Genomic DNA, 25,615 nt, shown 5'->3' on the forward strand with positions numbered 1-25,615 from the left:
TGCTGAAGGGGTTTGGCTAGCGCCGCCGTAATACCCGCGCCGTCGCCATGGCGTAGGAGGCTCCTGTCCCTTCTTCCCCGCTGCTGCCTAGAGTATAGTTCCGATGGAGGTGATGATGCCGATCCAGCAGCGGAACGCCAGGTTGTTCATGTTTGGCGAACAGGCCGCACGTGTCGGGCGGCTCATCCTCCTTGGGCTTGCCATCAACACAGCGGGCTGCAGCTCCGGAAATGCGCAAGCCACCGCGCCACCGAAGCGCCTCGGTATCCTCATGGGCGGCTCATCTTGTCCCGGCACGGACGGCCCCACTTTCTGGAGGCCGATGCTTCAGAAACTAGCCGGTCGAGGCTGGATCGAGGGTCGCACTCTCGTCATCGACTGCATCTCCGCAGGCGGTCTCATTGAGCAGGCGCCCATGCTCGCGCGCGAGCTTGTGACGCGGCGACCGGACGTCCTGCTTGGAGCAGCTACCCTGACGGTTCGTGCGTTGAAGCAGGCGACTACGGAAATTCCCATCGTTACGGCCGCGTCGGACCCACTCCGCAGCGGGATTGTAAACAATTTGGCGCATCCGGACGCGAACGTTACCGGACTGGCACCGATGACATTCGACCTCACCGCCAAGCGAATGGACGTGCTGAAGGAGCTTCTGCCAAGACTGTCCAGACTGGCCGTTGTCATCGTCGTTCGAACAGCTCCCGACCCGGTCGATGATGAGCAGATGCGAAAGGACGTCGCCAAGACGGCAGAGGCATTGGGCGTTGACTGGAAAGCTTTCTATTCAACCAGCGACAGTCTTGAACAGATATTTGCGCAGATTGCCGCCGACCGTTTCGATGCAGCCTATGTTTGGACGACGGCCTTCGCCTTTGCAAGCCGCGAACAGATCGCCAAAGCCGCGCTTCAGCATGGAGTGCCGACCATCTCCGATTTGGCGGATTACGCAAGGCAGGGCCTTCTTCTCACGTATGGGCAAGACATCGGCGGTCTCCTTGGAGACGCAGCGGAGTACATAGATAAATTGTTGCAGGGTACGAAACCTGCAGACCTTCCGCTGCAGCAGCCGACGAAGTTCGACTTGGTGATTAACCTCAAGACCGCAAAAGGGCTTGGGGTTACGTTCCCGCCATCCCTCCTCGTTCGTGCCGACGAAGTCATCGAATGACCCATGGCAGCGGTGGGTCAAAAGCCGCCCTTGATCACAGGTGGCTGCGTCGGCGGGCGCGCACGGCCTGCCCGCATGCCGGCGGAAACCTTTCGCCGCCGGTTTTTGATCGCGATGATCTTGCTCGGCGTCTATCTCATGGGCAGCGCGGTGCTGAAGGGGTTTGGCTAAAGCGCGAATCATCATCGCGCTTTAGCTCTTTGTTTGAGCACGATCTTTTCGGAAAACCGCGGCACACTTTTCCGGATCGTGCTCTAGCAACCCACTTGCATCCGCTTCCCTGACCTGGGTACTCAGGCATTCGGCTGCAGGAACGTGCCGTATCGCTTGCTCGCGGCGACCGCCGCGGCGGCCTGTCCGATGACACGCATCGCCGCCATCATGGGCCATGGCCCGAGACTCACCCGCCGGACGCCGACACGGGCGAGATCCTGGATTTCGGGCACCCCCTGCGTCACCATGATGTTGACCGGCAGCGGTGTGAGCTGAACGAGCTTCTCGATAAGGGTGAGGTCCGTGAGACCAGGCACGAAAATTCCATCGGCGCCGGCCTCGGCATAAATCTTCGCGCGCTTCACCGCTTCGTTCAGGCATTCGTCCGGCGATCCGAACCTGAGGAGGAACGGATCGGTTCGTGCGTTGATGAACAGGCGTACCCCGAATTCCTTCGCAACGTTCCGCACTGCACTGATCTTCGCGGCATGGAGTTCGGGATTGACGAGCTGCCGCTTTCCACCGGACAGGCCATCTTCGATGTTGATGCCTATGGCGCCGGCTTTCAGAACTCTGCTCGCCGACTTGGCGGCCGCATCCGGGGTGTCGCCGTATCCGGCCTCCAGGTCGATCGAAACCGGGATCGACACGGAGGCGGTCATCCGAGACACTAGGCCCTCCACCACATCGAACGGCGCCTGCTCGCCGTCCGCATATCCGAGCGCAGACGCGACGGCCCCGCTGCTGGTGGCGATGGCCAGAGACGACTTCGCGATCGCCTTGGCGGTCGCGACATCCCAGGCATTGAACAGAACGAGCGGCTCGCCCTGCTTGTGAAGACCGTGAAACGTCTCGGCGTATTGTTGTTGTGTCTTGGCGTCCATTGCCATGCTCCTGATGAAAGAGTTCGAAAGATGTCGGACCTATTAGGCCGCGCACGCGTTCAGTCGGAGGCATGCGTCCTGAACCAGTCCATGATCAGCCCCGTGACTTCGGCCTCGCGCTCGAGGTGCGGGAAGTGGCCGACATCGGGCAGAACGACACGCTGGTGCGGCCCCTTGAACAGCGCTTCCTCTTTCACCGAATATTTCGCAGTCGGATCGTTGCTGCCATAGATCGTCAGCGTCGGCGTGTGCATGTCGGAGATTGGCAGCCGCCCCAGGCGGCCGGCATCTGTCAGCCCGCCATAATATTTGAGCGCTGCCGCCATGGTGCCGGGCGCGCTCAGCGTCTGCTTGATCGAACGCAGATGCGCATCATCCTTGAAGCTCGGCGACCACAGCCTCCAGAGATAATCGACGATCGGCAGTCCATCGATATTGACCGCCGACTCGGCGCCGGGCGTCTGGAAGAAATAGACATGGAAGATGGATCGAACGACGTCCGGATCTTTCCTGATGCTCGAGAATGTGATCGGGTGCGCGGTGTTCATGACCACGGCAGCCTGGATCGCCGATGGCGCCGTGGAGAGGGCCTGAAAGGTCGACGTTCCGCCCCAATCCATGCCGACGACGCGCGCCTGTCCATCCTCGCTCAGCGCGGCGATCAGGGCTTCCAGGTCCCTGCCCAGCGCGATGGGATCGAAGACGCCGTCTGCCGGAATCTCCGTCGGAGCGTAGCCGCGCAGGAACGGCGAGACCGCACGATAGCCGGCGTCCGCGAAGGCCCGCAGTTGCTTTCGATACGACCAGGCATTGTCGGGAAAGCCGTGCAGGAACATGACAAGCGGTCCGCTCCCCTGTTCAAGATAGGCAAACCGGACGCCATTGGCATGGACGTATTTCAGCGCAGGTTCGCTGCCTGATTCATTCGATGCTGCCAGTGCGGTGCTTTGGGTCTTCATCGCCATTCTCCATCTCATTCGTCGTCATTCGCGCATGACGAGACGATCTCCGCCGCCTGCTGCAGCGTGAGTCCCTCGTCCACAATTCGAGGCGGTTGTTGATCAGGTGCCGCTCGGCGGCCTGTTCGATCTTCAACGCGGAAATTATGTGCGTAGCGCACATATCAGGTCAAGTTGTTTTTTGTGCGCTCCGCACATATTGTCCGGACCCATGGAACCCGGGATCGCAAATTTGCTGGGCGCGCTGTCGCTCGCCGTCATGGATCGCATCGAGCAGGGCGCGCGCGAGGTCATCGGCCGTGGCGGCGAAACGCCGGCCGCGCTCGTCGTGATCGGATATGGACAGGGCATGACCAACGACACGCTGCGGCGGATCCTTGGCTTGTCGCATTCCGGAACGGTCCGACTGGTGGACCGACTCGTATCGGATCAGCTTGTCGAACGGCGCTCGGCCAAGGACGGCCGCGAGGTGGCATTGCATCTGACGGCCAAGGGCGCTGCGACCCGGAACGAATTGATGGCGTCCCGGATTTCAGCCGTCACATCACTCCTCGATGTGCTGTCGCCGGCGGAAACGAAGCGACTTGGCACGCTGCTCCATGACCTGCTGGCAAGACAGAACACATCCGAGCTGGATCGCTTCACGATTTGCCGGATGTGCGACGACAGGGTCTGTACGGACTGCCCATTGCCAACGACCAAGGGCAAACACGGTCGCTAGCGGTCTGACGATCCCTCCCACGCTGCTTGCCGGGACATCGCGAGACGAACCTCGCGACCTCACAAGCCCGGCGGCGGCTTGCGCATGTTCGAGGCCTGCTCATAGGCATAGGCCAGACGCAACAGCTTGTGCTCGCTCCAGGCGCGGCCGGCGAAGGTGATGCCGAGCGGATAGTCGGGCGTCTCCTTGCCGTCTGTCGTCCCCGAGATGAAGCCGCCTGATACCATGACGCTGGGATAGCCGGCCTTGGCCGCGATCGAAGCGCCCATGGCGCCGGCAAACAGCACGGCATCGAGCTTGTGCCTGACCATGTAGGCGTCCATGCCGCGCGTCTTCGCCGCGAGCAAGTCCATGGCACGTGCGGACTTGTACTCGCGCTCGGTCAGGTCACCCCTGGTGATGTCGGCGGCGAGGAAATGGTCCTGGCCGAAGCGCAGTGCCTTCTCCGCATTCGCCGCGTTGAAGGCCACGACATCGGCGAGTGTCCTGATGCCGGTGTTGGTCGCCCAATCCCTGAGATAGAGATTGAGATCGTGCTTCAGCTCGTAGATGAAGACGACCGGCGGCGTCGCCAGATTGCCCTTGGTGCGGCTCAGCGGATTGCGGTTGAGCACGGTCATGGTGGTGCCCGGCCCGCCGATCCAGCCGAGCGTCGGCATGTTGGCGCGCACGATGACGGCGCCGAGATCCCTGAGCACCTCGATCGCCTCGGTCATCACCTTGACCCGGTTGGGGAGCAGCTTGCCGTAGAAGTAATCGTTCAGCGGATCTGATGGATCGCTCGGCACGCCGATGCGCGCGCCCTTCAGCGCGTCACGTGTGAGGCCAGCGGTGTAATCGGCCGGCCGCCGCTGCCGTTTTGTCGCGGGATCGCGCGGGTCCTCGGCCGCCAGCACGTTCAGCAGGATTGCGGCGTCGCGCACGGTCCGCGTCATCGGTCCTGCGGTGTCCTGGCTGTGTGCGATCGGCACGATGCCGGCACGGCTGATCAGCCCGACGGTCGGCTTCACGGTGACAAGGCCGTTCATGCTCGCGGGCGACAGCAGCGAGCCCGAGGTCTCGGTGCCGATCGATGCCGCGCACAGGCCGGCTGCGACCGCGACCGCCGAGCCCGAGCTCGACCCGCCCGGCTGCACGATCGGGATGCCGTGCTCGTCCACCAGGTCAGGCACATAGGGATTCTTCACCTGGCCGCCAAGCGAGGAGTAGCCCGCGGGCATGTCGATCGCGAGCATGTTGGCGAACTCGGTCAGGTTCGCCTTGCCCAAAATCACCGCGCCGGCGGTCCGAAGCAGCTTGACCACGGTGGCATCGCGCCTGGCGCGCGCGCCCTCCAGCGCCAGCGAGCCCGCCGTGGTCGGCTGCCGGTCGCCGGTTGCAACGTTGTCCTTCAATAGAATCGAAACGCCCGCCAGGGGTCGCCTGGCCGAAGGCCTGGTGCCGTCGAGCTTGCCCGCGATCGTCAGCGCATCGGGATTGAGCGCGCGCACCGAATTGAGCCCGGGTCCGCCCCGATCGTAGGCCTCGATCCGCGTCAGGTAGAGCTTGGTGAGCGCCGTGGCAGTGACCTGCCCGCTCGCCAGCGCCGCGATGATCTCGCTCATCGGCGCGTTTGCGAGCGGGGGCTGTATCTCATCGAGGCCGCCAGCGTTGGCGCCTATGGCGTCTCCGGAATCGCGGCGGGGTGCTTTCTTCATGGCGTGCCTTCCTTGCCCAAGACGAGCATGGTGCCATTTCCGGACACCACGGCCAACACGACGCATCCCGCTGTTGAGCCCTACAAATCGGGATCAAGCCGCCTTTCAATGAAATCCAAGCCGCTTGTCGAGTGTGCCCACACAGGACACGAGACGGCACGCCCTCATTCTCCGCTGGGCAAGAAATCGATGGCTATTGCGGCGGAAGGGGCGCATGCTGCTTCGTGGGAGCGCCAGCGCCGGCGCTTTGCAAAAAGGCAGGCGCGCATGAGCTACCGTTGTCGACGTGAAGTCGTCACCTTCAACCATCCGTTCCGAATCAAGGGTATCGATCGCCTGTTGCCGGCCGGCGCCTACGAAGTCGCAACCGACGAGGAGGAGATCGAGGGTCTTTCGTTCCTCGCGTTCCGCCGCATTGCCACCATGATCAAGGTGCCGGCGGAGGGCTCGCGCGGGTTGACGATGGAGGTGATCTCGATTGGCCCGGCCGACTTGTCGGACGCGCAGCGGATCGACGCAGGCCTATCCGATGGCTGACGAGACGCTCGACCTCGACAGCCCACCCGGAAACCTGCAGCCTTTCGTCGAGCCATTCCGAACTTCGGCGAACCATCTTGCGTAACTCGAGTTGACCGCAAGGAGGCAGAGGTGGCGGCATGAAGATCCCCCCGAAGACAATGGATTTCGCCGCCGCGCGACACCTCGCCGATGGCTTCAATTTTCGCGCATACACTCCGCACAAGGTCGCCCACGAGCTGCTGCGCTGGGATCAGGAATTCAAGAACGCCGACTACACGGAGCTCGTTGCAGCGGTGACGCTTTGGCAAAGTCGTTCGCGCGGCTAGCCGAGGCAACAGAAGGGGCGAGCGGGGCGCGATTTCTAACTGCAGGCTCGAGCAACCATGGCCGTCGAGCTTCTCCCGCGACGCCCGTCCCGTGCAGGGCATAGCCTGCCAAACCCGATCGGACCCAACCCAATGATCGAATTTCCCAACCATAGTCGTTCATATGACAGAACGCGGCGTGCCGTGCGCTTCTGGGGATATGACAGCGCGATCGAGGCATCGTTCTTCATTGAGGAAGACGCGTTGCAGCGGCTCCAACCGGATGTGTGCCGCAATGAATCCGGTTTCCTCAACGCGTTTGACTACAACCGCGATGCGATCTGCGCCGCCGCCGCAAGGCTTTATGTCCGGGGCAGCAGAGGCTCCTATGATCTGGTCGCCGCCAATTTCTAAGGACGAGGGATCGGATCCTTGCGCGTGACTGACGACCGAGGCGAGACAATGGACGAATTCAAGATAACAATCGCACGCATCGAGATGATTTCACCGAACGAGCGATCCGAGGATATTCGTCTGACGTTTCAGTTCGAAGGCCGTCACACCAGTTTTGTTCTGCCAATCTTCCTGAACTCCCACGAATTCGACGACACGGAAATCGTCAAGGTCGCTCGGAGCAAGTTACACGACGTTTTCCAGCAGCTTTGCGGTCAGAGCGAGAATTGGCAGCTATCGGAGGACGAGCGCTGCGAGCTCGCAAGGATCAACGTGCGGCCGGCAATTCCGCGCCAGATCTAATTGCGGCCTCGCAGAGCGATCCGGCGGATGCGTCGACGCCCTACCGCGCTTCGAGCATCGCGACGCGAATGCCGAGATAGATGAAGAGCCCGCCGAGCGCACGGTTGATCCAGGCGACGACGCCCTCGGACTGCCGCAGGCGGTGCGCAGCCCTGGCGGCGAAGGCGGCCACGAACAGGCACCACAGCGTGCCCGTGCAGATGAAGATGAGGCCGAGCGTCAGGAAGGCGAGCGGCTTGGAGGGCGCATCGACGGCCACGAATTGCGGCAGGAAGGCGAGGAAGAACAGCGCGACCTTGGGATTGAGCGCGTTGGTGAACGCCCCCTGCAAGAACACCCGCCGCAGCGAGGCTTTGTCGTGGCTCGCCGCCACGCCCGCGATTGCCGGCTTCGACCACAGCATTTGCAGCCCGGTGAACAGGAGGTAACCGGCCCCGACCAGCTTCAGGATCGAGAACGCCGTCGACGAGGCCATCAACAGCGCCGACAACCCGATCGCGGCTCCCGTGACATGGAATAGGCAGCCAAAACTGATGCCGAGCGCCGCCGCCGCGCCGCCCCGCCAGCCCAATTGCAGGCTGCGGCCGATGATGTAGACGGTGTCGGGCCCCGGCGTGACGTTGAGCAACAGGCCTGAGAGAACGAACAGCCAGAGTTCGTGGATGCCGAGCATGCCTGAGGTCCGAAAGCTGCGACGTGAGGGCGAAAGCGCCCGGCTTAGTCGGTTCCTGCGCCGCCGTCCACCTCCGGTCTTGCGTTGATTTGTACCGAAATTGCAATACCGATCACACTTCCGCTCCGCGACTTGTGCTCTATAAGGACGGTTATTCTTGAAATGCCGGATTCGGGGAAACTGCCACGCGGTAGCGGCCTTCGGTCCATTGGAGCCTTTACGGATATGGAAAGACGCCTGGCCGCCATCGTTTGCGCCGACGTCGCCGGCTATTCGCGCATGATGGGCGCCGACGAAGCCGGTACCCATGCCGCCTTCAAGGCCCATCGCACCGCGATCCACCCCATCATCCTCAATCACGGCGGCCGCGTCGTCAAAAACACCGGCGACGGCTTTTTGCTGGAGTTTCCGAGCATCGTCGGCGCCACCGAGGCTGCGATTGCGATCCAGACCATGATGGCTGAACGTAATCGTCAATTGCCAGCCGACCGCGCCATGCAGTTCCGGCTCGGCATCCACATGGGCGACGTGATCTCCGACGAGGACGAGGTGTTCGGCGACGACGTCAACATCGCCGTCCGCCTCGAATCGGTGTCCGCGCCCGGCGGCATCGCGATCTCGGCCAAGGCTCACAGCGAGGCCGGCAAGCATCTCAGCATCCCCCTGACGGATGCCGGCACGCACCGGTTCAAGAACATCAACGAGCCGGTCGGCGTCTGGACCTGGACGCCGGAAGGTGCCGCGCCGCGGCGGACGGATGCGGTCACCCCCCTTGCGCCGCAGTACCGCACTGCGATCGTCGGCGTGCTGCCCTTCGCCAACCTCTCCGGCGAGCGCGACGAGTATTTTTCCGACGGCCTCACCGAGGATCTGATCCACGCGCTGTCGCTGCAGTCGTTCTATCGCGTGCTGAGCCGCAACTCGACCTTCCCGTTCAAGGGCAACAACGTCTCGACCCGCCTGATCGCCCGCGAGATCGACGCGACCTATTTGATCGAGGGCTCGGTGCGCCGCGCCGGGACCAAGGTTCGGGTCACGGCCGAGCTGATCGCGCCGGAGACCGGCGAGCAGATCTGGACCGGCCGCTACGACCGCGACATCGGCGAACTCTTTGCGATGCAGGACGAGATCACGACCAGCCTGTCGGCGGCGCTCGCAACCGAGATCTTCCGCGCGGAGGCCTCGGCGCCGGCGCGCCTGACCACCGACGTGACCGCCTGGGACCGCTTTCTCAAGGGTCTTTCGCATTACTACCGGCAGACCAAGGAGGATTTCGACACCTCCATCGCCCTGTTCAGGGAAGCGATCGCGCTCGACCCGAAATTGTCGATTGCGCATGCCTATCTCGTCACCATCCAGATCCAGAGCATCCAGTTCGGCTGGGTCAAGGGCACGCGCGAATTGTGGGCCGAGGCGCGGCAGCTCGCGGAGACCAGCGTCCGGCTCGACCCGCGCTCCTCATTCGCGTTTTCGTGCCTGTCATGGGTGGACGTGATCGACGGGCGTTACGAGGCCGGCATGGACGCCGCCAATCGTGCGGTCGCGCTCAACCCCTACGACATGGGCGCGCGCGGCGTGCTCGGCATCTGCCACTTCATCATCGGCGAGCATCGCAAGGCGATCGAGCTGTTCTCGATGGCCGTGCAGCGCGGCAACAGCGATCCGCGCTACCAATGGGCGACGCTGAACGCGTTCAGCCATTATCTGCTGGAGCAGTATGACGCGACGCTGTCCTGGGCGCGCGAGCAGCTCTATCTCAACCCGAACCACCTTCAGGCGCTCGCGATCCGCGCCGCGGCGCTGGCGCAATTGGGGCGGACCGAGGAAGCGGCCGAGGCCACCGCCGTGCTGCTGAGCAACTACCCGACCCTGACCGTCGAGAAGCATCTGAAGAATTTCCACTGGAAGCAGGCGTCCGATCTGGCGCATTACCGCGAGGGGCTTCTGAAAGCCGGCGTCCCGCTCGGCAAATTGACCCTGGTCCAGTCGGACATGAAGCGGGCGGCCGATTCCTGACGGCCCGGCCGCGCTCGTGCCTTGCGCCGATATGCCCCTTCCGCTGTTGACACGGCTGTGAATTAGGCAACATTTGGTTGCACGCTGAAGTAGTATGGTCTCGCAGACTGCGCTTTCCCTTTGTTAGGAATTTATCCGGTTCTATCCGCGCGTCCGGTTTTTCTCGATTCGCCGCTTTTCAGGATTTTGGGCCATGGCAGACCCCCGCACACCCCTCAACCCGTCCATCGAGGTCTCCAAGGACAATCCCTGTCCGTTCCTGCGCGGCCTCGTCGGCGAGGGTTATGTCGGCGGCGGCACCGTGCCGCTCGGCGAGCTGTCGCAAACCATTGGCGATGCGACCGGCAAGACCGGGTTGATGAAGGTGAAGGCACGCGCCGAAATAAGCGGCGTCGCGGCCATCGCCAACGGTATCCGCCACATCTGGAAGAGCCTGTGGCGCGGCGCGCAGCTCGACGCACTGCGCAACGGCCCGCTTGACAAGCACGGCGCCGGTTCACGCATCCTCAGCGTCGAAGGCGTCGTGAACGAGGACGAGATCGCGCGGCTTGCGACCTTCGGCCGGGACTATACCGATCCCTGGGGCGGCACCGAGCGCGGCCTCAACGCGGCCGAAATCAAGATCTTCATGCACGAGAACCTCAAGCGCGCCGGCAGTGCCGCGCGCTGGTACTATCCCGTGCTGATGCAGAACGAATGGCCGGTCCTGCTCGACATCATGGGCAAGGGCGACGGCGACAGCCGCTATCTCAGCGTGGCCGAGGTCCGGACGCTGTTCACGGAACGCAAATTCCCGGCGCGGATCGAGCAGCGGATCGTCGTCCATCCGCCGGTCACGCGCACGAAGCGGGTGTTGCGCTGGGTCGGCGCGGCCGCCGCCGTGCTGATCGTGCTGCTGATCGCGGCCCTCCGCTTTCCCGACCAGCTCCAGCCCATGCTGCCGAATATGCTCGGGCAGCTCGTGGCTCCGCCTTTGCCCGCGCGGACCGTGGCGCGGGAGGCCTATTGGCTGCAGCAGAACTGGGCGCTGGAAGACCGCCACTGGTTTCATCACGTGAGCCAGGGCACCGCGACGTTCCCGGTGCCCTATTCCTGGTTCATGGCGCTGGAGCAGCCGCGTCTCTACTTCGTCGCGCGGCCGGGACTGCTCAGCGACAACGCGCATCTCGAACGCTTCGGCTTCATCCCGAGCCCGAGAACCATCAACGCCGACGAGACCACGCTACGCCGCTATGGCTACGCCAATGTCTATGAGACCGCGCCGCCACCGGTGCCGGCACGGCAGTGGGAATACCCCGTGAAATGGGACACCCCGGTCGACAATGTCGGCGGCCTTCCGGTCGGCTTTGCGCGCATGACCGGCGTGCGCGATCCGGCGACGGGCCGGCAGGAGGAAGACAAGATCGGCCTGACCTGCGCCGCCTGTCACACAGGTCAGATCCATTACAAGGGGGTCGACGTCCGTTTCGACGGCGGCCCGGCCATGACCGACCTCAAGAAGCTGGAGTCCACGACCGGCCTGTCGATCATGTATACGCTCTACGTGCCCGGCCGCTTCACGCGCTTTGCCAATCGCGTGCTCGGTGCCTCCGCAAGCGATGCCGACCGGAAGGCGCTGCGGCAGAAGCTCAGCACGATCGGCTGGTTCCTGCTCCGCTGGCAGATCAACTACGGCAAGATCATCGAGGACAAGACGACCTGGGACGGCAAGCAGCAAAAGGATACGGAAGAGGGCTTTGGCCGTCTCGATGCGCTCAACCGCATCGGCAACCAGGTGTTCGCGCAGGACCTGACGCTCAGCGGTGTCGAAGGATTTGAGAAGAACCTGCACGCCCAGGACGCGCCGGTGAGCTTCCCACCGATCTGGACGGTGCCGTGGCTCAAATACGCGCAATACGACGCCTCGATCGAGCAACCGCTGATCCGCAATGCCGGCGAGGCGCTCGGTGTGACCGCGCTGCTCAATTTGTCCGATGCCTATCCCAAAGACACCATGTTCCGCTCGTCGATCGAGATCAAGAATCTGCACTGGATCGAGGAGATGCTGCGCGGCTCCCCGCCGAAACCCGCCGGCAAACTCAGCGGGCTGCTGTCGCCGAAATGGCCTTCGCAGATCTTCGGCGACGGCGCCTGGGCGATCGACACCAAGCGCGTCGAGCGCGGCCGCCAGCTCTACGCCGATATCTGCGTCGAATGCCATCTGGGTCCGGTCAACGATCCCGTGTTCGACAGCGACGACAGATACAAGGCCAAGAGCGTGTGGGCGTCGGATCGCTGGAAAAAAATCGGCGACGAGTACGTCCTGGACCCGGTCCAGAAGAGCGTCCAAGGCATGGGTACGGACTCCGCACAGGCCTATGTCCTGGCGAAGCGGACCGTCCAGGTGCCAGGCTTCCTGAATATGGATCCGACGAAAGTGCTCGAACACTGGGATTGCAAGAAGACCCTCCCGGCAACCGCGACCGAGATGCCTTACGCAACCGGCCTGATGGCCATCGTCGAGAAGGTCAGCAAAAAGGCAATGGACGATGCCAGGATGCCGGAGGACGAGCAAACGAAATGGTGGGGCGGCCGGAAAAACTGTCTGGACGAGGGTCCGGCTGATCAAGCCAAGGAGCCGGCCCCCTGGTACCGCGCGCGACCGCTGAACGGCGTGTGGGCCACAGCACCCTATCTGCACAATGGCTCGGTGCCCTCGCTGTACTGGATGCTCAGTCCCGCGCGCGACCGGCCAAAATCGTTCTGCATGGGCAATCGCGAATATGATCCGAAGCAGGTCGGCTTCGCGGTCACGGACAACGAGTGGTGGTGCAAGACGGGCCAGACGCGGTTCAAGACCACGACGTTCTTCGGCACCGAGATCAACGGCAACAGCAATGCCGGCCATTCCTTCGAGGGCACGCCGGGACCGAACAATCCGGGCGTCATCGGCCGCCTGCTGAAAGAGGACGAGCGCTACGATCTGATCGAATATCTGAAGACGCTGTGAGCTACGTCGCGCTGCCCCTTACCTCGGCCCGCTTGCGGGGCGAGGGAGAGGACCTCAGCCGAACAGCGGCGTGCCCGGCACGAAGGCGTCGAACGCCGCCCAGAACTGGGCGCGGTAGCGATCCTGCTCCTGCAAAATCTCGTGCTTGGCGCCGGCGATCACGAGATGCGAGCCGGCGCGCAAATGATAGGCGAACTCCTCGATCGCCGCCGTCGAGACGATGGTGTCGTTCGACGCCGCCAGCATCAAAATCGGCTGACGGATCTCCGAGGGGTAGTTCATGCCCTTGAACGTGTTCATGGCGCGGAACGCGGTATCGGCCCAGGCGATCGTGGGCGAGGCCAGGCCGAGCGTCGGATCTTCTTCCAGCACCGCGGCGTTGCGCGCATAGCGCACGGGATCGCTGGTCAGGGGATTGTTGATGAAGGGATCCATGCCGGTGAGGCGGTCGTTGCCGCCGGGCACGTAGCGGCCGCCCTGCCCCATCCAGCGCAATGTCTTGAGCAGCGCCCGCGTCGGAAGCGAGGTGGTGCGGCCGGGCAGGTCGATCATCGGCGCCGACAGCACCATACGGTCGAACCAGCGTTTGCCGGAATGAGCCACGCGCAGCATCACAGCGCCGCCCATCGAATGGGCCAACGCGAAGAACGGCGGCGGGCAATCCGGCAGCACCACCTGCTGCACGAAGGTTTCGACGTCGACCTCGAAGTCGGCGAAGTCGCGCACATAGCCCTTGCGCGGATCGCGCAGCCGGCGCGACGAGTGTCCCTGCCCGCGCCAGTCGATCATCGCCACTGCAAAGCCGCGGTCGCGCAGGTCGCGCACCGTCTCGAAATATTTTTCGATGTATTCGGTGCGGCCGGAGAAGACGCAGACCGTGCCCTTGCGGCCCGCCGGGGGGGCCCAGCGCGCAAAGCGCAGCTCGGCGCCATCAGGCGTCTTGATGGTGCCGCTGACGACGTTTTCGGGGACGGGATTGGCGGGGATCGAGACCAGCGTCATGGGCGAAAAGGCTGAAATTCAAGGGGCGGGAGCGCCGAAAAAGGCGCCGATACCGCCCTCTTGAACGCCGCCTCGGTCCACCCATATCATTTTCGTGCAGGCCGCTACCAGTGTTTCGGAACCCGAAACATCAGGCTGCACACAACATGCCCGGCCCGATTGGCGGGCGGGTTTCAGACAGTCGCTCAATGGAGGACTTTTATATGCGCAGCTACGATCTCACCCCGTTCTATCGTTCCACCGTCGGCTTCGACCGCCTCTTCTCCCTGCTCGACCAGGCGACCTCGGACGGCAGCCCCGGCTATCCCCCCTACAACATCGAGCGCACCGGCGAGAACGCCTACCGCATCACCGTTGCGGTCTCCGGCTTCGCCAAGGATGAGCTCTCCATCGTCGCGAAAGAGAACACGCTGACGATCAAGGGCGAGAAGGTCGCAGGCGAGAACGCGAAGGCCGAAGTGCTCTACCGCGGCATCGCCGCGCGCGCCTTCGAGCGCGCCTTCCAGCTTGCCGATTTCGTGCAGGTGAAGGACGCCTCCCTCGAGAACGGCCTGCTCCATGTCGACCTCGTACGCGAGATTCCCGAGGCCAAGAAGCCGCGCCAGATCGCGATCAACACCAATGCGCAGTCCGCGCAGGTGATCGAAGGCTCGGCCGAGAAGGCCGCCGCCTAACAGCGAGCTTCCCTAATCCAAGTTGCGAAAGCGCCCCGGTGCCCCGGGGCGCTTTTGTTGTGCGTCCACGAGGTCGTCCTGGCGAAAGCCAGGACCCATTACCCCAGGGAGAAGTTTGGCGAAGGCTCGTCGCTCGGTACTTCTACCGCGCGCGAGAGATGGACCTCGCGGTATGGGTCCGGGCCTTCGCCAGGAGGACACTGTCTGCTTGGCTAATCTGCTGCATCTTTCCAGCACATCACAGAGCGGTGAGCGCGTAACGACCGCGCCTCACGATCCGTCCTTTGGGATACCTGACCCAAAAAGACGGAGAACGATCATGAAACTTTGGCGCAGCCTTTTTGTCGCCGCGAGCCTGTTGGCCGCTCCTCTCAACCTCGCTCACGCGCAATCGGCGCCGCCGGTGAAGGCGAAGAACGTCGTGCTAGTGCATGGCGCCTGGGCCGACGGCTCCAGCTGGTCCGAGGTGATCCCGATCCTGCAAGCCGCGGGCCTGCACGTCACCGCCGTGCAGAATCCGCTGTCGTCGCTCGCAGATTCCGTCGATGCGACCAGGCGCGCGCTTGCCGAGCAGGATGGACCGACCGTGCTGGTCGCGCATTCCTGGGGCGGCACCGTGATCAGCCAGGTCGGCACCGACCCGAAGGTCACGAGCCTCGTCTACATCGCGGCACGTGCGCCCGACGCCAATGAAGATTTTGTCGCGCTGTCCAAGCAATTCCCGACCGGACCGGTCCGCGCCGGCATCGTCGAGCGCGACGGTTACACAACGCTCTCCGAAGACGCCTTCCTGAAGTATTTTGCCAATGGCGTCGCGCCCGAGAAGGCGAAGGAGCTCTACGCCGTGCAGTGGCCGACGGCTGCCTCGATCTTCGCGGGCCGCACGACCGAGGCCGCATGGCACACGAAGCCGAGCTGGTACGCCGTGTCGAAGCAGGACGACACCATCAATCCCGACTTCGAACGCTTCCTCGCCAAGCGGATGAAGGCAACCACGGTCGAGCTCGATGCCGGGCATCTGTCGCTGGTGTCGCATCCGAAGGAGGTCGCGAAGCTGATCCTGCAGGCGGCGGGCTACGGACAGAGCTGAGACCCAACGCTGAATGCGAAAAGCGCCCGGAGCAATCCGGGCGCTTTTGTTTTGCGCTGTGACGCCGCCTAATCCAGCCCCTGCGCGGCCGGCATGTCCTGCGTCGGCAGAATTGTCGGCGCGGGCTTGGCCTGGCCGACGGTCGCGGCAGCGGCTGGCGTGGCCTCGGCGGGTTTTGCCTGTACGGCGGAAGTCTGCTGGGCGGGCTGGGCCGGTGCAGCCGTTGCCTGCGGCGCGGGCGCCGTCACGGCGGGCTTTGCGGCGGCGACCGGCGTCTCGCCGCGGTGCGGGGCGGCCTTGGGCAGCGGCACGCTGCGGCTTGCGACGTGGGGGATCGTCGCCGGCGGCCGCGGGGCGGCGCTGCGGACCGTGGTCGGCGGCGGCAGCGAGCCTTGCGCGCCGTAAGGCGCAAGCGCGCCCTCCTCATAGGCCGGCCCTCCATAAGCCGGTCCCGCGCCATAGGCGGGCACGAAGCGCAAAATCCGGCCGTCGCGGGCGTCGATCACCAGCCGCCCGTCATCGCCGCGGCGGTCGATGACTGCGATGGTGTAGACGGTGCCGCGCAGCCGCGGGATGCCGAGCGGCGAGAAGCCGTTTTCGCGCAGCACGGCGTAGACCTCGGTCGCCGGCAGCAACCCCGGCGCCTGCTCATAGCCGTAGGGGGAACCGTAGCCATAACCGTAGCCCTGCCGCGGCGGGGGCGGCGGCGCGCCGGGCGGGCCGTAGGGACCATCGAAATCCGAGGCCGCCAGATAGGGCGAGCGCACCAGCACCTGAGCATCGGCAGCGGCAGCAGCCAGAACCAGCGTGGCCGCAGCCACACATCCTGTGAGAAACTTCATGGTCGAAACGCTCCTGTCATACCCGCGGGAGGCCGCTCTCTTTCGCTTGCTCGAGCGTGGCGCGCCTTATCGCGGGCTGATCCGAAGCATCGGCGGGGATTTCGACGCCCCTTGGGCCGGATCGCGGCACGTTTGCTTCAAATCCGGGGCGGATGCGCCTTGGAAAGCTGACATTGACAGCTTGGGAATCGGGACTTCCGCGCGCTTGTGTGATAGACAAAAGTTTGGCAGAGTGTCCGTTAGGACAGCAAAGCTGTCTCAAATTTTCTTGCGTTTCCGGCATAGGGATTGCAACGAAAATTAGGTGCTCTCGAGCGCCAAGAAGGTACAGGCAAAGCCGTTCGTCGGGGACGTTGAACGCCTTGGCCTGAATTTAAGAAAATGCGGCTCGCAACGGACGAGCGGTGGCCCACTTTGGGGGTGCCGCGGAACGCCCAAGGTGCGCCGATGACGGCGGTGAGACGTCTCGCCGCATGGAGAGGACAGGAACAATGAACGGGTCGCAATTCGAGCGCGCAAACATCGTGGCAGACGAGCTGTCGGCGACGGTCGCCTCGAAAACGACCGATCCGGTCGAGGCGCACACGTTCCGTCCGCCGGCCGAAGGCCTCTACGATCCGAGCCTCGAGAAGGACTCCTGTGGCGTCGGCTTCATCGCCAACATCAAGGGCAAGAAGTCCCACGCGATCGTCTCCGACGCGCTCAGCATTCTCTGCAACCTCGAACATCGCGGCGCGGTCGGCGCCGACCCGCGCTTCGGCGACGGTGCCGGCATTCTGGTGCAGATCCCGCACGCCTTCTTCAGCCGCAAGGCGAAGGAGCTCGGCTTCACGCTGCCCGCTCCCGGTGAATACGCCATCGGCGCACTGTTCATGCCGCGCGACACCGCCTGGCGCAACGTCATCAAGAGCATCATTGCCGACCAGATCAAGGCGGAAGGCCTGAAGCTGCTCGGCTGGCGCGACGTGCCGACCGACAACTCCTCGCTCGGCGTCTCCGTGAAGCCGACCGAGCCCGCCTGCATGCAGGTGTTCATCGGCCGCAACGGCGCCGCCAAGACCGAGGACGAGTTCGAGCGGAAGCTCTACATCCTGCGCAAGTCGATCTCGCAGGCGATCTACCAGCGCCGCGACCGCGGCCTTGCCGGCTACTATCCCTGCTCGCTGTCCTGCCGCACCGTGATCTACAAGGGCATGTTCCTCGCCGACCAGCTCGGCAAGTACTATGCCGATCTGCACGAGCCGGACTTCGAGAGCGCGCTCGCGCTGGTGCACCAGCGCTTCTCGACCAACACCTTCCCGACCTGGTCGCTGGCGCATCCGTACCGGATGATCGCGCATAACGGCGAGATCAACACGCTGCGCGGCAACGTCAACTGGATGGCGGCGCGTCAGGCCTCGGTGAGCTCGGAGCTCTACGGCAAGGACATCAGCCGGCTCTGGCCGATCTCCTATGAAGGCCAAAGCGACACAGCCTGCTTCGACAACGCGCTCGAATTCCTGGTGCAGGGCGGCTACTCGCTGCCGCACGCCGTCATGATGATGATCCCGGAGGCGTGGGCCGGCAATCCCTTGATGGATGAGAAGCGCCGCGCCTTCTACGAATATCATGCCGCGCTGATGGAGCCGTGGGACGGCCCCGCCGCGATTGCCTTCACCGACGGCCGCCAGATCGGCGCCACGCTCGACCGCAACGGCTTGCGGCCGGCGCGCTATCTCGTGACCAAGGACGACCGCATCGTGATGGCGTCCGAAATGGGCGTGCTCGCCATCCCCGAGGACCAGATCGTCACCAAGTGGCGGCTGCAGCCGGGCAAGATGCTGCTCGTCGACCTCGATCAGGGTCGCCTCATTCCCGACGACGAGATCAAGGCCGATCTTGCCAAAAGCCATCCCTACGAGGAGTGGCTCGAACGCACCCAGATCGTGCTGGAGGAGTTGCCGAAGGTGGCGACCACGGGCGTGCGCTCGAACCTGTCCCTGCTCGATCGGCAGCAGGCGTTCGGCTACAGCCAGGAAGACATCTCGATCCTGATGACGCCGATGGCCTCGACCGGCGAGGAAGCCGCGGGCTCGATGGGCAACGACACGCCGATCTCGGCGCTGTCGGACAAGGCCAAGCCGCTGTTCACCTACTTCAAGCAGAACTTTGCGCAGGTCACCAACCCGCCGATCGATCCGATCCGCGAGGAGTTGGTGATGAGCCTGGTCTCGATCATCGGACCGCGGCCGAACCTGTTCGACCTGCAGGGCCTCGCCACCACCAAGCGCCTCGAAGTGCGCCAGCCGATCCTGACCGACGCGGACCTCGAAAAGATCCGCTCGATCGCCGATCTCGGCGATAGCCACTTCAAGTCGCGCACGCTCGACACCACCTTCCACGCCGGCCTCGGTGCCGCGGGCATGGACCAGGTGCTCGACGAGCTCTGTGCGCGCGCCGAAGCCGCGGTGCGCGAGGGCGTCAACATCATCATCCTGTCCGACCGCATGGTCGGCACCGACCGCGTGCCGATCCCCTCGCTGCTCGCCTGCGCCGCCGTGCATCATCATCTGATCCGCACCGGCCTGCGCACCTCGGTCGGCCTCGTCGTCGAATCCGGCGAACCGCGCGAAGTGCATCACTTCGCCTGCCTTGCCGGCTACGGCGCGGAAGCGATCAACCCCTATCTGGCGTTCGAGACCATCATCGCCATGAAGGACCGCCTGCCCGGCTCGCTCGACGATTACGAGATCGTCAAGCGCTACATCAAGTCGATCGGCAAGGGCCTTTTGAAGGTGATGTCCAAGATGGGCATCTCGACCTACCAGTCCTATTGCGGCGCGCAGATTTTCGATGCGGTCGGCCTGAAGGCGGACTTCGTCGCGAAATTCTTCGCCGGCACCCACACCCGTATCGAGGGCGTGGGCCTTGCCGAGATCGCGGAAGAGGCCGTGCGCCGCCATGCCGACGCTTTTGGCGATGCGCAGGTGTACAAGTCCGCGCTCGACGTCGGCGGCGAATATGCCTACCGCACCCGCGGCGAGGACCATGCCTGGACCGCGGAGTCGGTGTCGCTGCTGCAGCACGCCGCACGCGGCAACTCGCAGGAGCGCTACCGCGCCTTCGCAAAGATCCTCAACGAGCAGTCCGAGCGCCTGTTGACGCTGCGTGGCCTGTTCCGGATCAAGTCGGCCGAGGAAGAGAAGCGCAAGCCCGTGCCGCTCGACCAGGTCGAGTCGGCCAAGGACATCGTCAAGCGTTTTGCCACCGGTGCCATGAGCTTCGGCTCGATCTCGCGCGAGGCGCACACCACGCTCGCCATCGCCATGAACCGGATCGGCGGCAAGTCGAACACCGGCGAAGGCGGCGAGGAAGCCGACCGCTTCAAGCCGCTGCCGAACGGCGACAGCATGCGCTCGGCGATCAAGCAGGTCGCCTCGGGCCGTTTCGGCGTCACCACGGAGTATCTCGTCAACTCCGACATGATGCAGATCAAGATGGCGCAGGGTGCCAAGCCCGGCGAAGGCGGTCAGTTGCCCGGCCACAAGGTCGACGCCACCATCGCCAAGGTCCGCCACTCGACGCCGGGCGTCGGCCTGATCTCGCCGCCGCCGCATCACGACATCTACTCGATCGAGGATCTGGCGCAGCTCATCTACGACCTCAAGAACGTCAACCCGACCGGCGATGTCTCGGTGAAGCTCGTCTCCGAGATCGGCGTCGGCACGGTGGCCGCGGGCGTTGCCAAGGCGCGCGCCGACCACGTCACCATCGCGGGCTTCGAGGGCGGCACTGGCGCTTCGCCGCTGACCTCGATCAAGCATGCCGGCTCGCCCTGGGAGATTGGCCTCGCCGAAACCCACCAGACGCTGGTGCGCGAGCGGCTGCGCAGCCGCATCGTGGTCCAGGTCGACGGCGGCTTCCGCACTGGCCGTGACGTTGTGATCGGTGCTCTGCTCGGCGCCGACGAGTTCGGCTTCGCCACCGCGCCCTTGATTGCGGCCGGCTGCATCATGATGCGCAAGTGCCATCTCAACACCTGCCCGGTCGGCGTTGCGACCCAGGACCCCGTCCTGCGCAAGCGCTTCACCGGCCAGCCCGAGCACGTGATCAACTATTTCTTCTTCGTCGCCGAGGAAGTCCGCGAGATCATGGCCGCGCTCGGCTTCAAGAAGTTCAACGACATGGTCGGCCAGACCCAGTTGCTCGACCAGACCAGGCTGGTCGCGCATTGGAAGGCCAAGGGCCTCGACTTCTCAAAACTGTTCGTGAAGCAGAAGGAAGAGAAGGGCCAGAAGATCTATCACTCGGAGCGCCAGAACCATCATCTGGAGTCCGTGCTCGACCGCACGCTGATCGAAAAGGCGCAGCCCGCGCTCGACCGCGGCGCACCGGTCAGGATCGAGGCCGAGATCAACAGCACCAACCGGTCCGCCGGCGCGATGCTGTCGGGCTCGGTCGCAAAAATCTACGGCCATGCCGGCCTGCCGCATGACACGATCCATGTCAGCCTCAAGGGCACCGCAGGCCAGGCCTTCGGCGCCTGGCTGGCGCGCGGCGTCACCTTCGAGCTCGAGGGCGAAGGCAATGACTATGTCGGCAAGGGTCTGTCGGGCGGCACGATCATCGTGAAGCCGCCGAAGAACAGCGCCATCGTGCCGGAAGAGTCGATCATCGTCGGCAACACCGTGATGTACGGCGCGATCGAGGGCGAGTGCTACTTCCGTGGCGTCGCCGGCGAGCGCTTCGCGGTGCGCAACTCGGGTGCGGTCGCCGTCGTCGAGGGCGCGGGCGATCATTGCTGCGAATACATGACCGGCGGCATCGTGGTCGTGCTCGGCAAGACCGGACGCAACTTTGCGGCAGGCATGTCCGGCGGCATCGCCTATGTGCTGGACGAGGCCGGCGACTTCGACAAGCTGTGCAATCTCAGCATGGTCGAGCTCGAGCCGGTGCTGTCGGAAGAGCTGATCAACGCCGGCACCTACAACCACTCCGGGGACCTCGAGGCGCATGGCCGGGTCGACGTGTTCAAGAACCTGCTCGACTCCGACGTCGAGCGCTTGCACGTCCTGATCACGCGTCACGCCAAGGCGACCGGCTCGAAGCGCGCCGCCGAAATCCTCGCCAACTGGAAGGATTGGCTGCCCAAATTCCGCAAGGTGATGCCGGTCGAGTACCGGCGCGCACTGCGCGAGATGGCGGCCCACGCGGACGCCGAGCCGAAAATCGCGATCGGGGCGTAAGGCATCACACCCCGTCATTGCGAGCGAAGCGACGCAATCCAGAACTCTCCGCGGAAAAGACTGGATTGCTTCGTCGCTTCGCTCCTCGCAATGACGAGGGAGAAACAGAACGAACGTTAAGCGGCAGGGACTTCGGGTTTAATGGGCAAGATCACGGGTTTTCTCGAAATCGAACGGCATGATCGCAAGTACACCCCGGTCGCCGATCGTCTGAAGCATTTTAAGGAATTCGTCGTTCCCTTGAGCGAGAAGGAAACGCGCGACCAGGCCGCGCGCTGCATGAATTGCGGCATTCCCTATTGCCACGGCACCGGTTCGGTCGCGCCCGGCACGCCCGGCTGCCCCGTCAACAACCAGATCCCCGACTTCAACGACCTCGTCTACCAGGGCAACTGGGAAGAGGCCTCGCGCAATTTGCACTCGACCAACAATTTTCCGGAGTTTACGGGCCGCATCTGCCCGGCGCCGTGCGAGGCGTCCTGCACGCTCAACATCGACGACAACCCGGTCACCATCAAGACCATCGAATGCGCCATCGTCGACCGCGCCTGGGAGAACGGCTGGCTGAAGCCCGAGATCGCGGCCACGAAGACCGGCAAGAAGGTCGCCGTGATCGGCTCTGGTCCCGCCGGCATGGCCTGCGCGCAGCAGCTCGCGCGCGCCGGCCATGACGTGCACCTGTTCGAGAAGTACGCCAAGGCCGGCGGACTGCTTCGCTACGGCATCCCTGATTTCAAGATGGAGAAGGGCGTCATCGACCGCCGCGTCGCGCAGATGGAGGCGGAAGGCGTCACCTTCCACTACAACAGCCATGTCGGCGCCACCGGCAATGTCGATCCGCGCGAGCTGCTCAACGAATACGACGCCATCGCCCTCACGGGCGGCGCCGAAGCGCCGCGCGACCTGCCGATCCCCGGCCGCGAGCTGGACGGCATCCACTACGCGATGGATTTCCTGCCGCAGCAGAACCGCCGCGTCTCCAGCGAGCCCTTGAACGGCGTCACCGAGATCCTGGCCGGCGACCGCCACGTCGTCGTCATCGGCGGCGGCGACACCGGAAGCGATTGCATCGGCACCTCGCTGCGCCAGGGCGCGAAATCCGTCACCCAGCTCGAGATCATGCCGGCCCCGCCCGAGCACGAGAACAAGGCCCTGACCTGGCCGAACTGGCCGTTGAAGATGCGGACGTCGTCGAGCCAGGCCGAAGGCGCGGTGCGTGAATTCGCCGTGCTGACGCAAAAGTTCACCGGCGAGAACGGCAAGGTCAGGAAGCTGCACTGCGTGCGCGTCGACGACAAGTTCAAGCCGATCGCCGGCACCGAGTTCGAGCTCGACGCCGAGCTCGTCCTGCTCGCGATGGGCTTTGTGCACCCCGTGCACGAAGGCCTGTTGAAGCTCTTGTCGGTCGACCTCGACCCCCGCGGCAACGTCAAGGCCAACACGCTGGACTACCAGACCTCGCGCCCCAACGTGTTCTCCGCCGGCGACATGCGCCGCGGCCAGTCGCTGGTGGTGTGGGCCATCCGCGAGGGCCGGCTGTGCGCCCGGTCGATCGATACGTTCCTGATGGGGAAGACGGATCTGCCGCGGTAGGCCCGTCCGTCATTCCGGGGCGCGCGAAGCGCGAGCCCGGAATCCAATTTTCGACAAGCGCTGACGCCCGATGGATTCCGGGCTCGCGCCAAGTGGCGCGCCCCGGAATGACGAGCGGAGAGGGTGGCGCGCTCGCCACTTCGCTCTGGCTAGTTCTGCAACCTCACCCCGAGCATCACCACCGTCCCCTGCGAGCTCGCCCCCACCGCATTCGACTCCAGAATGTCGTGACGCACCGTGCCCTTGACCCAGAGGTTGCGGTTGAGCTTGTAGATCAAATCGCCCTGCAGCGAGTAGGTCTTGTCGTTGCGGTTGAGGCCCTGGTAGTCGAGTGTGCCGTAGGTGAATTTTCCGATCGCGGTCAGCCAGCGGCGGAAATCGTGGTCGACTTCGGCGGTGTAGGTGCGCACCAGCACGCCCGAGCCGCCGGGGACGGCGGTTTCCGAGACCTGCGTGTCGGTGATGAACTTGACGGTCGTGAGCCCGGTTGCGTTCCAGATCAGCGAGCCCGTCGTGAGAAGGCCCTTCAACTGGCTGAGCCTGGGATCGACATAGTTGCGCGCGGTGTAGCCGATCGAGAGCTCGCCGGTGAGGATGCGCGAGAACTCGAACGACGTGCCGCCCTTGACGTAGCCGCCGTTGGAATCGCGGAAGTAGCCGTTGCGGTCGGCGGCCTGGTCGTGCACGCGGGTGTCGCCCTGCACCTCCACGAACGGCTTCAAACCGGGCTTGAGATCGTAGGAGAGACGGCCGACGCCGCCATATTGATTGTAGTTGCGGTCGTCATTGCTGAAGGTCGAGCCGTCGGTGAGCTTGGAATCCGTATAGGCCGTGCGATCGACGGTGCCGCCGGCGGCGAACTGCAGGCGGTTGAAGGTCTGGTCGAAGCCGACGGTGGTGCCGAAGGTGGCGTAGACCGGATACTTTGCGAGGCCGGCCTGGATGTTCGGGCTGCCGGGATTGTCGGTCGCAAGCCTCAAGCGCAGTTGCGAGGTCAGCTTGAGGTCGCGATCGACGTCGAGGCGGCCGTCGACATGGCCGGTGAAATCGGGGCGATCGATGTTGACGGGCGCGGGCGAGGCCGCGCCGTCGATCTGCGCGGGCAGCGAGTTGGTGTAGCCGGTGAAGGAGCCGCGGAGGTCGGCGACCAGTGCGTGACGCTCCCAGTCGGACACCGCCAGAAACTCCGGCGCGATGACGTAGACCGGCGAGCCGATCGGCTTGTTGAGGCGCGCGGGGTTGGTGTCGTAGCCGGCGGAGAGTTCGACCGCACCCTTGAGCAGGAACGAGCCGGCGTAATCGCCGACCGCACCGAAGGGATCGTCGTCGGCCTTGAGGCGCCGGCGCGCGGGCTGGCCGGGCACGTTGCCGGCCATGGCCGCAGGCACGGGAATCTTGTTCGCGGTGGCCGAGGGCGGCGGCGCGATCGGCGGCGGCTGGCCCGTGCTCGAGCGCACCGGGGTCGGCGGCGGCGGCGTGCCCGGACCCGCCGGACGTTTCGGCCGCGCCTGGCCCGGATAATATTTCGGCTGCGTGCGCTTGCGGTTCAGCGAGTCGTAGCCCGACGCAGCAGCGCCACTGGCGGGCTTCAGATCATAGGTCGGGAGCTGGCCGATCCGCGACGGCGCGGGCGGCGGCTCCTTCAACTTGTTGAGCTCGCTGCTGGGCATCGACGGCTGGTCGATCGTGCTGGCGGTATCGGTCGGCGTCTTGCGGGTCGGCAGCGTATCGCGCGCGACGAAGCTGCCGCGGTTGGGGTTGAAGAGATCCGGCGCCATCTGCGTCTGGGTCTGGGCTGCCGCCGGTGCGCTACCGAGGGTAATCAGCGCAAGGCACGGCAAGGCGGCGCGAAACAGATGCGCGCGCTTGCTCCGGCCCCTGCCTGGAGGCGACCCCACGATGGAAAAACTCCAACGAATTCATACGCTTCGACGACGGGCTCCGCACAGCAGCGGAAAACGTCGTTAATGGAGTTAAAACAATTATGGTTAATGAGCCGTTGAGGGCCGAGCAGGCCGCGTCGCCTCCCCGAACGGGGCGTGCTAAGGAGGCGGCAACGGGCGAACGCCCACCTTCCTGGATAGATTGATGCCGAGTTCGAAACCGCTGATGACCTCATCATCCGGCCCTGCCTCCTCAGCCGTCGCCTCCGCGCTCCGTACGCTGGAGACGGAGGCAAGCGGCATCAGCGCCCTCTCCGCGGCCCTGCAGGGCCCGCTGGGCGCGACGTTCTCCGCAGCGGTCGAGACGATCCGGCAGGCCAAGGGCCGCGTGATCGTCACCGGGCTCGGC

General features: G+C 64.5%; 20 protein-coding genes and 1 pseudogene. 14 read left to right on the forward strand and 7 right to left on the reverse strand.

Features of this window, described 5'->3' with window-relative positions:
• Window positions 1-115 precede the first annotated feature (115 nt).
• Together C2U70_RS10710 and C2U70_RS10715 are read left to right on the forward strand one after the other, a co-directional pair.
• Entirely contained in the window at window positions 116-1,165 is a 1,050-nt protein-coding gene (locus C2U70_RS10710) for an ABC transporter substrate-binding protein (protein WP_186294177.1), read from the forward strand.
• A gap of 3 nt (window positions 1,166-1,168) precedes the next feature.
• Entirely contained in the window at window positions 1,169-1,336 is a 168-nt protein-coding gene (locus tag C2U70_RS10715) for a hypothetical protein (protein WP_433960672.1), read from the forward strand.
• Window positions 1,337-1,458: 122 nt separating this feature from the next.
• Here the strand turns inward: C2U70_RS10715 and C2U70_RS10720 are convergent, their stop codons facing one another.
• The gene (locus C2U70_RS10720; RefSeq protein ID WP_140977976.1) at window positions 1,459-2,262 is read right to left on the reverse strand and encodes an isocitrate lyase/PEP mutase family protein; all 804 of its coding nucleotides are present in this window, start codon (window positions 2,260-2,262) and stop codon (window positions 1,459-1,461) included.
• Between the two features lie 59 nt (window positions 2,263-2,321).
• Window positions 2,322-3,221, reverse strand: a complete 900-nt coding sequence (locus C2U70_RS10725; RefSeq protein WP_140977977.1) for an alpha/beta fold hydrolase — start codon at window positions 3,219-3,221, stop codon at window positions 2,322-2,324.
• Between the two features lie 232 nt (window positions 3,222-3,453).
• On the opposite strand from C2U70_RS10725, the gene C2U70_RS10730 reads away from it, so the two are divergent.
• Window positions 3,454-3,942, forward strand: coding sequence for a MarR family winged helix-turn-helix transcriptional regulator (locus tag C2U70_RS10730; protein ID WP_246666729.1), 489 nt, complete (start codon window positions 3,454-3,456; stop codon window positions 3,940-3,942).
• A gap of 59 nt (window positions 3,943-4,001) precedes the next feature.
• Here the strand turns inward: C2U70_RS10730 and C2U70_RS10735 are convergent, their stop codons facing one another.
• The gene (locus C2U70_RS10735; RefSeq protein ID WP_140977978.1) at window positions 4,002-5,639 is read right to left on the reverse strand and encodes an amidase family protein; all 1,638 of its coding nucleotides are present in this window, start codon (window positions 5,637-5,639) and stop codon (window positions 4,002-4,004) included.
• Between the two features lie 267 nt (window positions 5,640-5,906).
• On the opposite strand from C2U70_RS10735, the gene C2U70_RS10740 reads away from it, so the two are divergent.
• The 4 genes from C2U70_RS10740 to C2U70_RS10755 all read left to right on the forward strand — a co-directional run bounded on the left by C2U70_RS10740 (window position 5,907) and on the right by C2U70_RS10755 (window position 7,219).
• Window positions 5,907-6,176, forward strand: a complete 270-nt coding sequence (locus tag C2U70_RS10740) for a hypothetical protein (RefSeq protein WP_140977993.1) — start codon at window positions 5,907-5,909, stop codon at window positions 6,174-6,176.
• Window positions 6,177-6,295: 119 nt separating this feature from the next.
• Window positions 6,296-6,484 carry a hypothetical protein gene (locus tag C2U70_RS10745; protein WP_140977979.1) on the forward strand — a complete coding sequence of 63 codons (189 nt, stop codon included), beginning with the start codon at window positions 6,296-6,298 and terminating at the stop codon, window positions 6,482-6,484.
• A gap of 132 nt (window positions 6,485-6,616) precedes the next feature.
• On the forward strand, window positions 6,617-6,877 hold the full coding sequence (locus C2U70_RS10750; RefSeq protein WP_140977980.1) for a DUF1488 domain-containing protein: 261 nt from the start codon (window positions 6,617-6,619) through the stop codon (window positions 6,875-6,877).
• Between the two features lie 48 nt (window positions 6,878-6,925).
• Entirely contained in the window at window positions 6,926-7,219 is a 294-nt protein-coding gene (locus C2U70_RS10755; RefSeq protein WP_140977981.1) for a hypothetical protein, read from the forward strand.
• Window positions 7,220-7,259: 40 nt separating this feature from the next.
• Here C2U70_RS10755 and C2U70_RS10760 read toward each other — a convergent pair whose 3' ends face one another.
• Window positions 7,260-7,892, reverse strand: coding sequence for a LysE family translocator (locus tag C2U70_RS10760; protein WP_140977982.1), 633 nt, complete (start codon window positions 7,890-7,892; stop codon window positions 7,260-7,262).
• Window positions 7,893-8,117: 225 nt separating this feature from the next.
• On the opposite strand from C2U70_RS10760, the gene C2U70_RS10765 reads away from it, so the two are divergent.
• Window positions 8,118-9,908, forward strand: a complete 1,791-nt coding sequence (locus tag C2U70_RS10765) for an adenylate/guanylate cyclase domain-containing protein (RefSeq protein ID WP_140977983.1) — start codon at window positions 8,118-8,120, stop codon at window positions 9,906-9,908.
• 193 nt (window positions 9,909-10,101) lie between these two features.
• Window positions 10,102-12,897 (forward strand): di-heme-cytochrome C peroxidase, encoded by a 2,796-nt coding sequence (locus C2U70_RS10770; protein WP_140977984.1) that lies wholly within the window; start codon window positions 10,102-10,104, stop codon window positions 12,895-12,897.
• A gap of 54 nt (window positions 12,898-12,951) precedes the next feature.
• Here the strand turns inward: C2U70_RS10770 and C2U70_RS10775 are convergent, their stop codons facing one another.
• Complete coding sequence (locus C2U70_RS10775; protein WP_140977985.1) at window positions 12,952-13,899, reverse strand: alpha/beta fold hydrolase; 948 nt, start codon at window positions 13,897-13,899, stop codon at window positions 12,952-12,954.
• Window positions 13,900-14,102: 203 nt separating this feature from the next.
• On the opposite strand from C2U70_RS10775, the gene C2U70_RS10780 reads away from it, so the two are divergent.
• Window positions 14,103-14,573 carry an Hsp20 family protein gene (locus C2U70_RS10780; protein WP_186294178.1) on the forward strand — a complete coding sequence of 157 codons (471 nt, stop codon included), beginning with the start codon at window positions 14,103-14,105 and terminating at the stop codon, window positions 14,571-14,573.
• Window positions 14,574-14,892: 319 nt separating this feature from the next.
• The gene (locus C2U70_RS10790; protein ID WP_140977987.1) at window positions 14,893-15,663 is read left to right on the forward strand and encodes an alpha/beta fold hydrolase; all 771 of its coding nucleotides are present in this window, start codon (window positions 14,893-14,895) and stop codon (window positions 15,661-15,663) included.
• 68 nt (window positions 15,664-15,731) lie between these two features.
• Here the strand turns inward: C2U70_RS10790 and C2U70_RS10795 are convergent, their stop codons facing one another.
• The gene (locus C2U70_RS10795; RefSeq protein WP_140977988.1) at window positions 15,732-16,505 is read right to left on the reverse strand and encodes a hypothetical protein; all 774 of its coding nucleotides are present in this window, start codon (window positions 16,503-16,505) and stop codon (window positions 15,732-15,734) included.
• 491 nt (window positions 16,506-16,996) lie between these two features.
• Here C2U70_RS10795 and gltB point away from each other — a divergent pair, with 491 nt between their 5' ends.
• Together gltB and C2U70_RS10805 are read left to right on the forward strand one after the other, a co-directional pair.
• The gene (gene gltB / locus C2U70_RS10800) at window positions 16,997-21,730 is read left to right on the forward strand and encodes a glutamate synthase large subunit (protein WP_140977989.1); all 4,734 of its coding nucleotides are present in this window, start codon (window positions 16,997-16,999) and stop codon (window positions 21,728-21,730) included.
• Between the two features lie 141 nt (window positions 21,731-21,871).
• Window positions 21,872-23,323 (forward strand): glutamate synthase subunit beta, encoded by a 1,452-nt coding sequence (locus tag C2U70_RS10805; protein ID WP_140977990.1) that lies wholly within the window; start codon window positions 21,872-21,874, stop codon window positions 23,321-23,323.
• A gap of 149 nt (window positions 23,324-23,472) precedes the next feature.
• Here C2U70_RS10805 and C2U70_RS10810 read toward each other — a convergent pair whose 3' ends face one another.
• A complete protein-coding gene (locus C2U70_RS10810) occupies window positions 23,473-25,221 on the reverse strand; it encodes an outer membrane beta-barrel protein (protein WP_140977991.1) in 1,749 nt (582 codons plus the stop codon).
• 190 nt (window positions 25,222-25,411) lie between these two features.
• On the opposite strand from C2U70_RS10810, the pseudogene C2U70_RS10815 reads away from it, so the two are divergent.
• Window positions 25,412-25,615, forward strand: a pseudogene (locus C2U70_RS10815) (KpsF/GutQ family sugar-phosphate isomerase); the annotation flags it as partial.

This window comes from Bradyrhizobium guangdongense (genome assembly GCF_006483445.1).
Classification (GTDB): domain Bacteria; phylum Pseudomonadota; class Alphaproteobacteria; order Rhizobiales; family Xanthobacteraceae; genus Bradyrhizobium; species Bradyrhizobium guangdongense_A.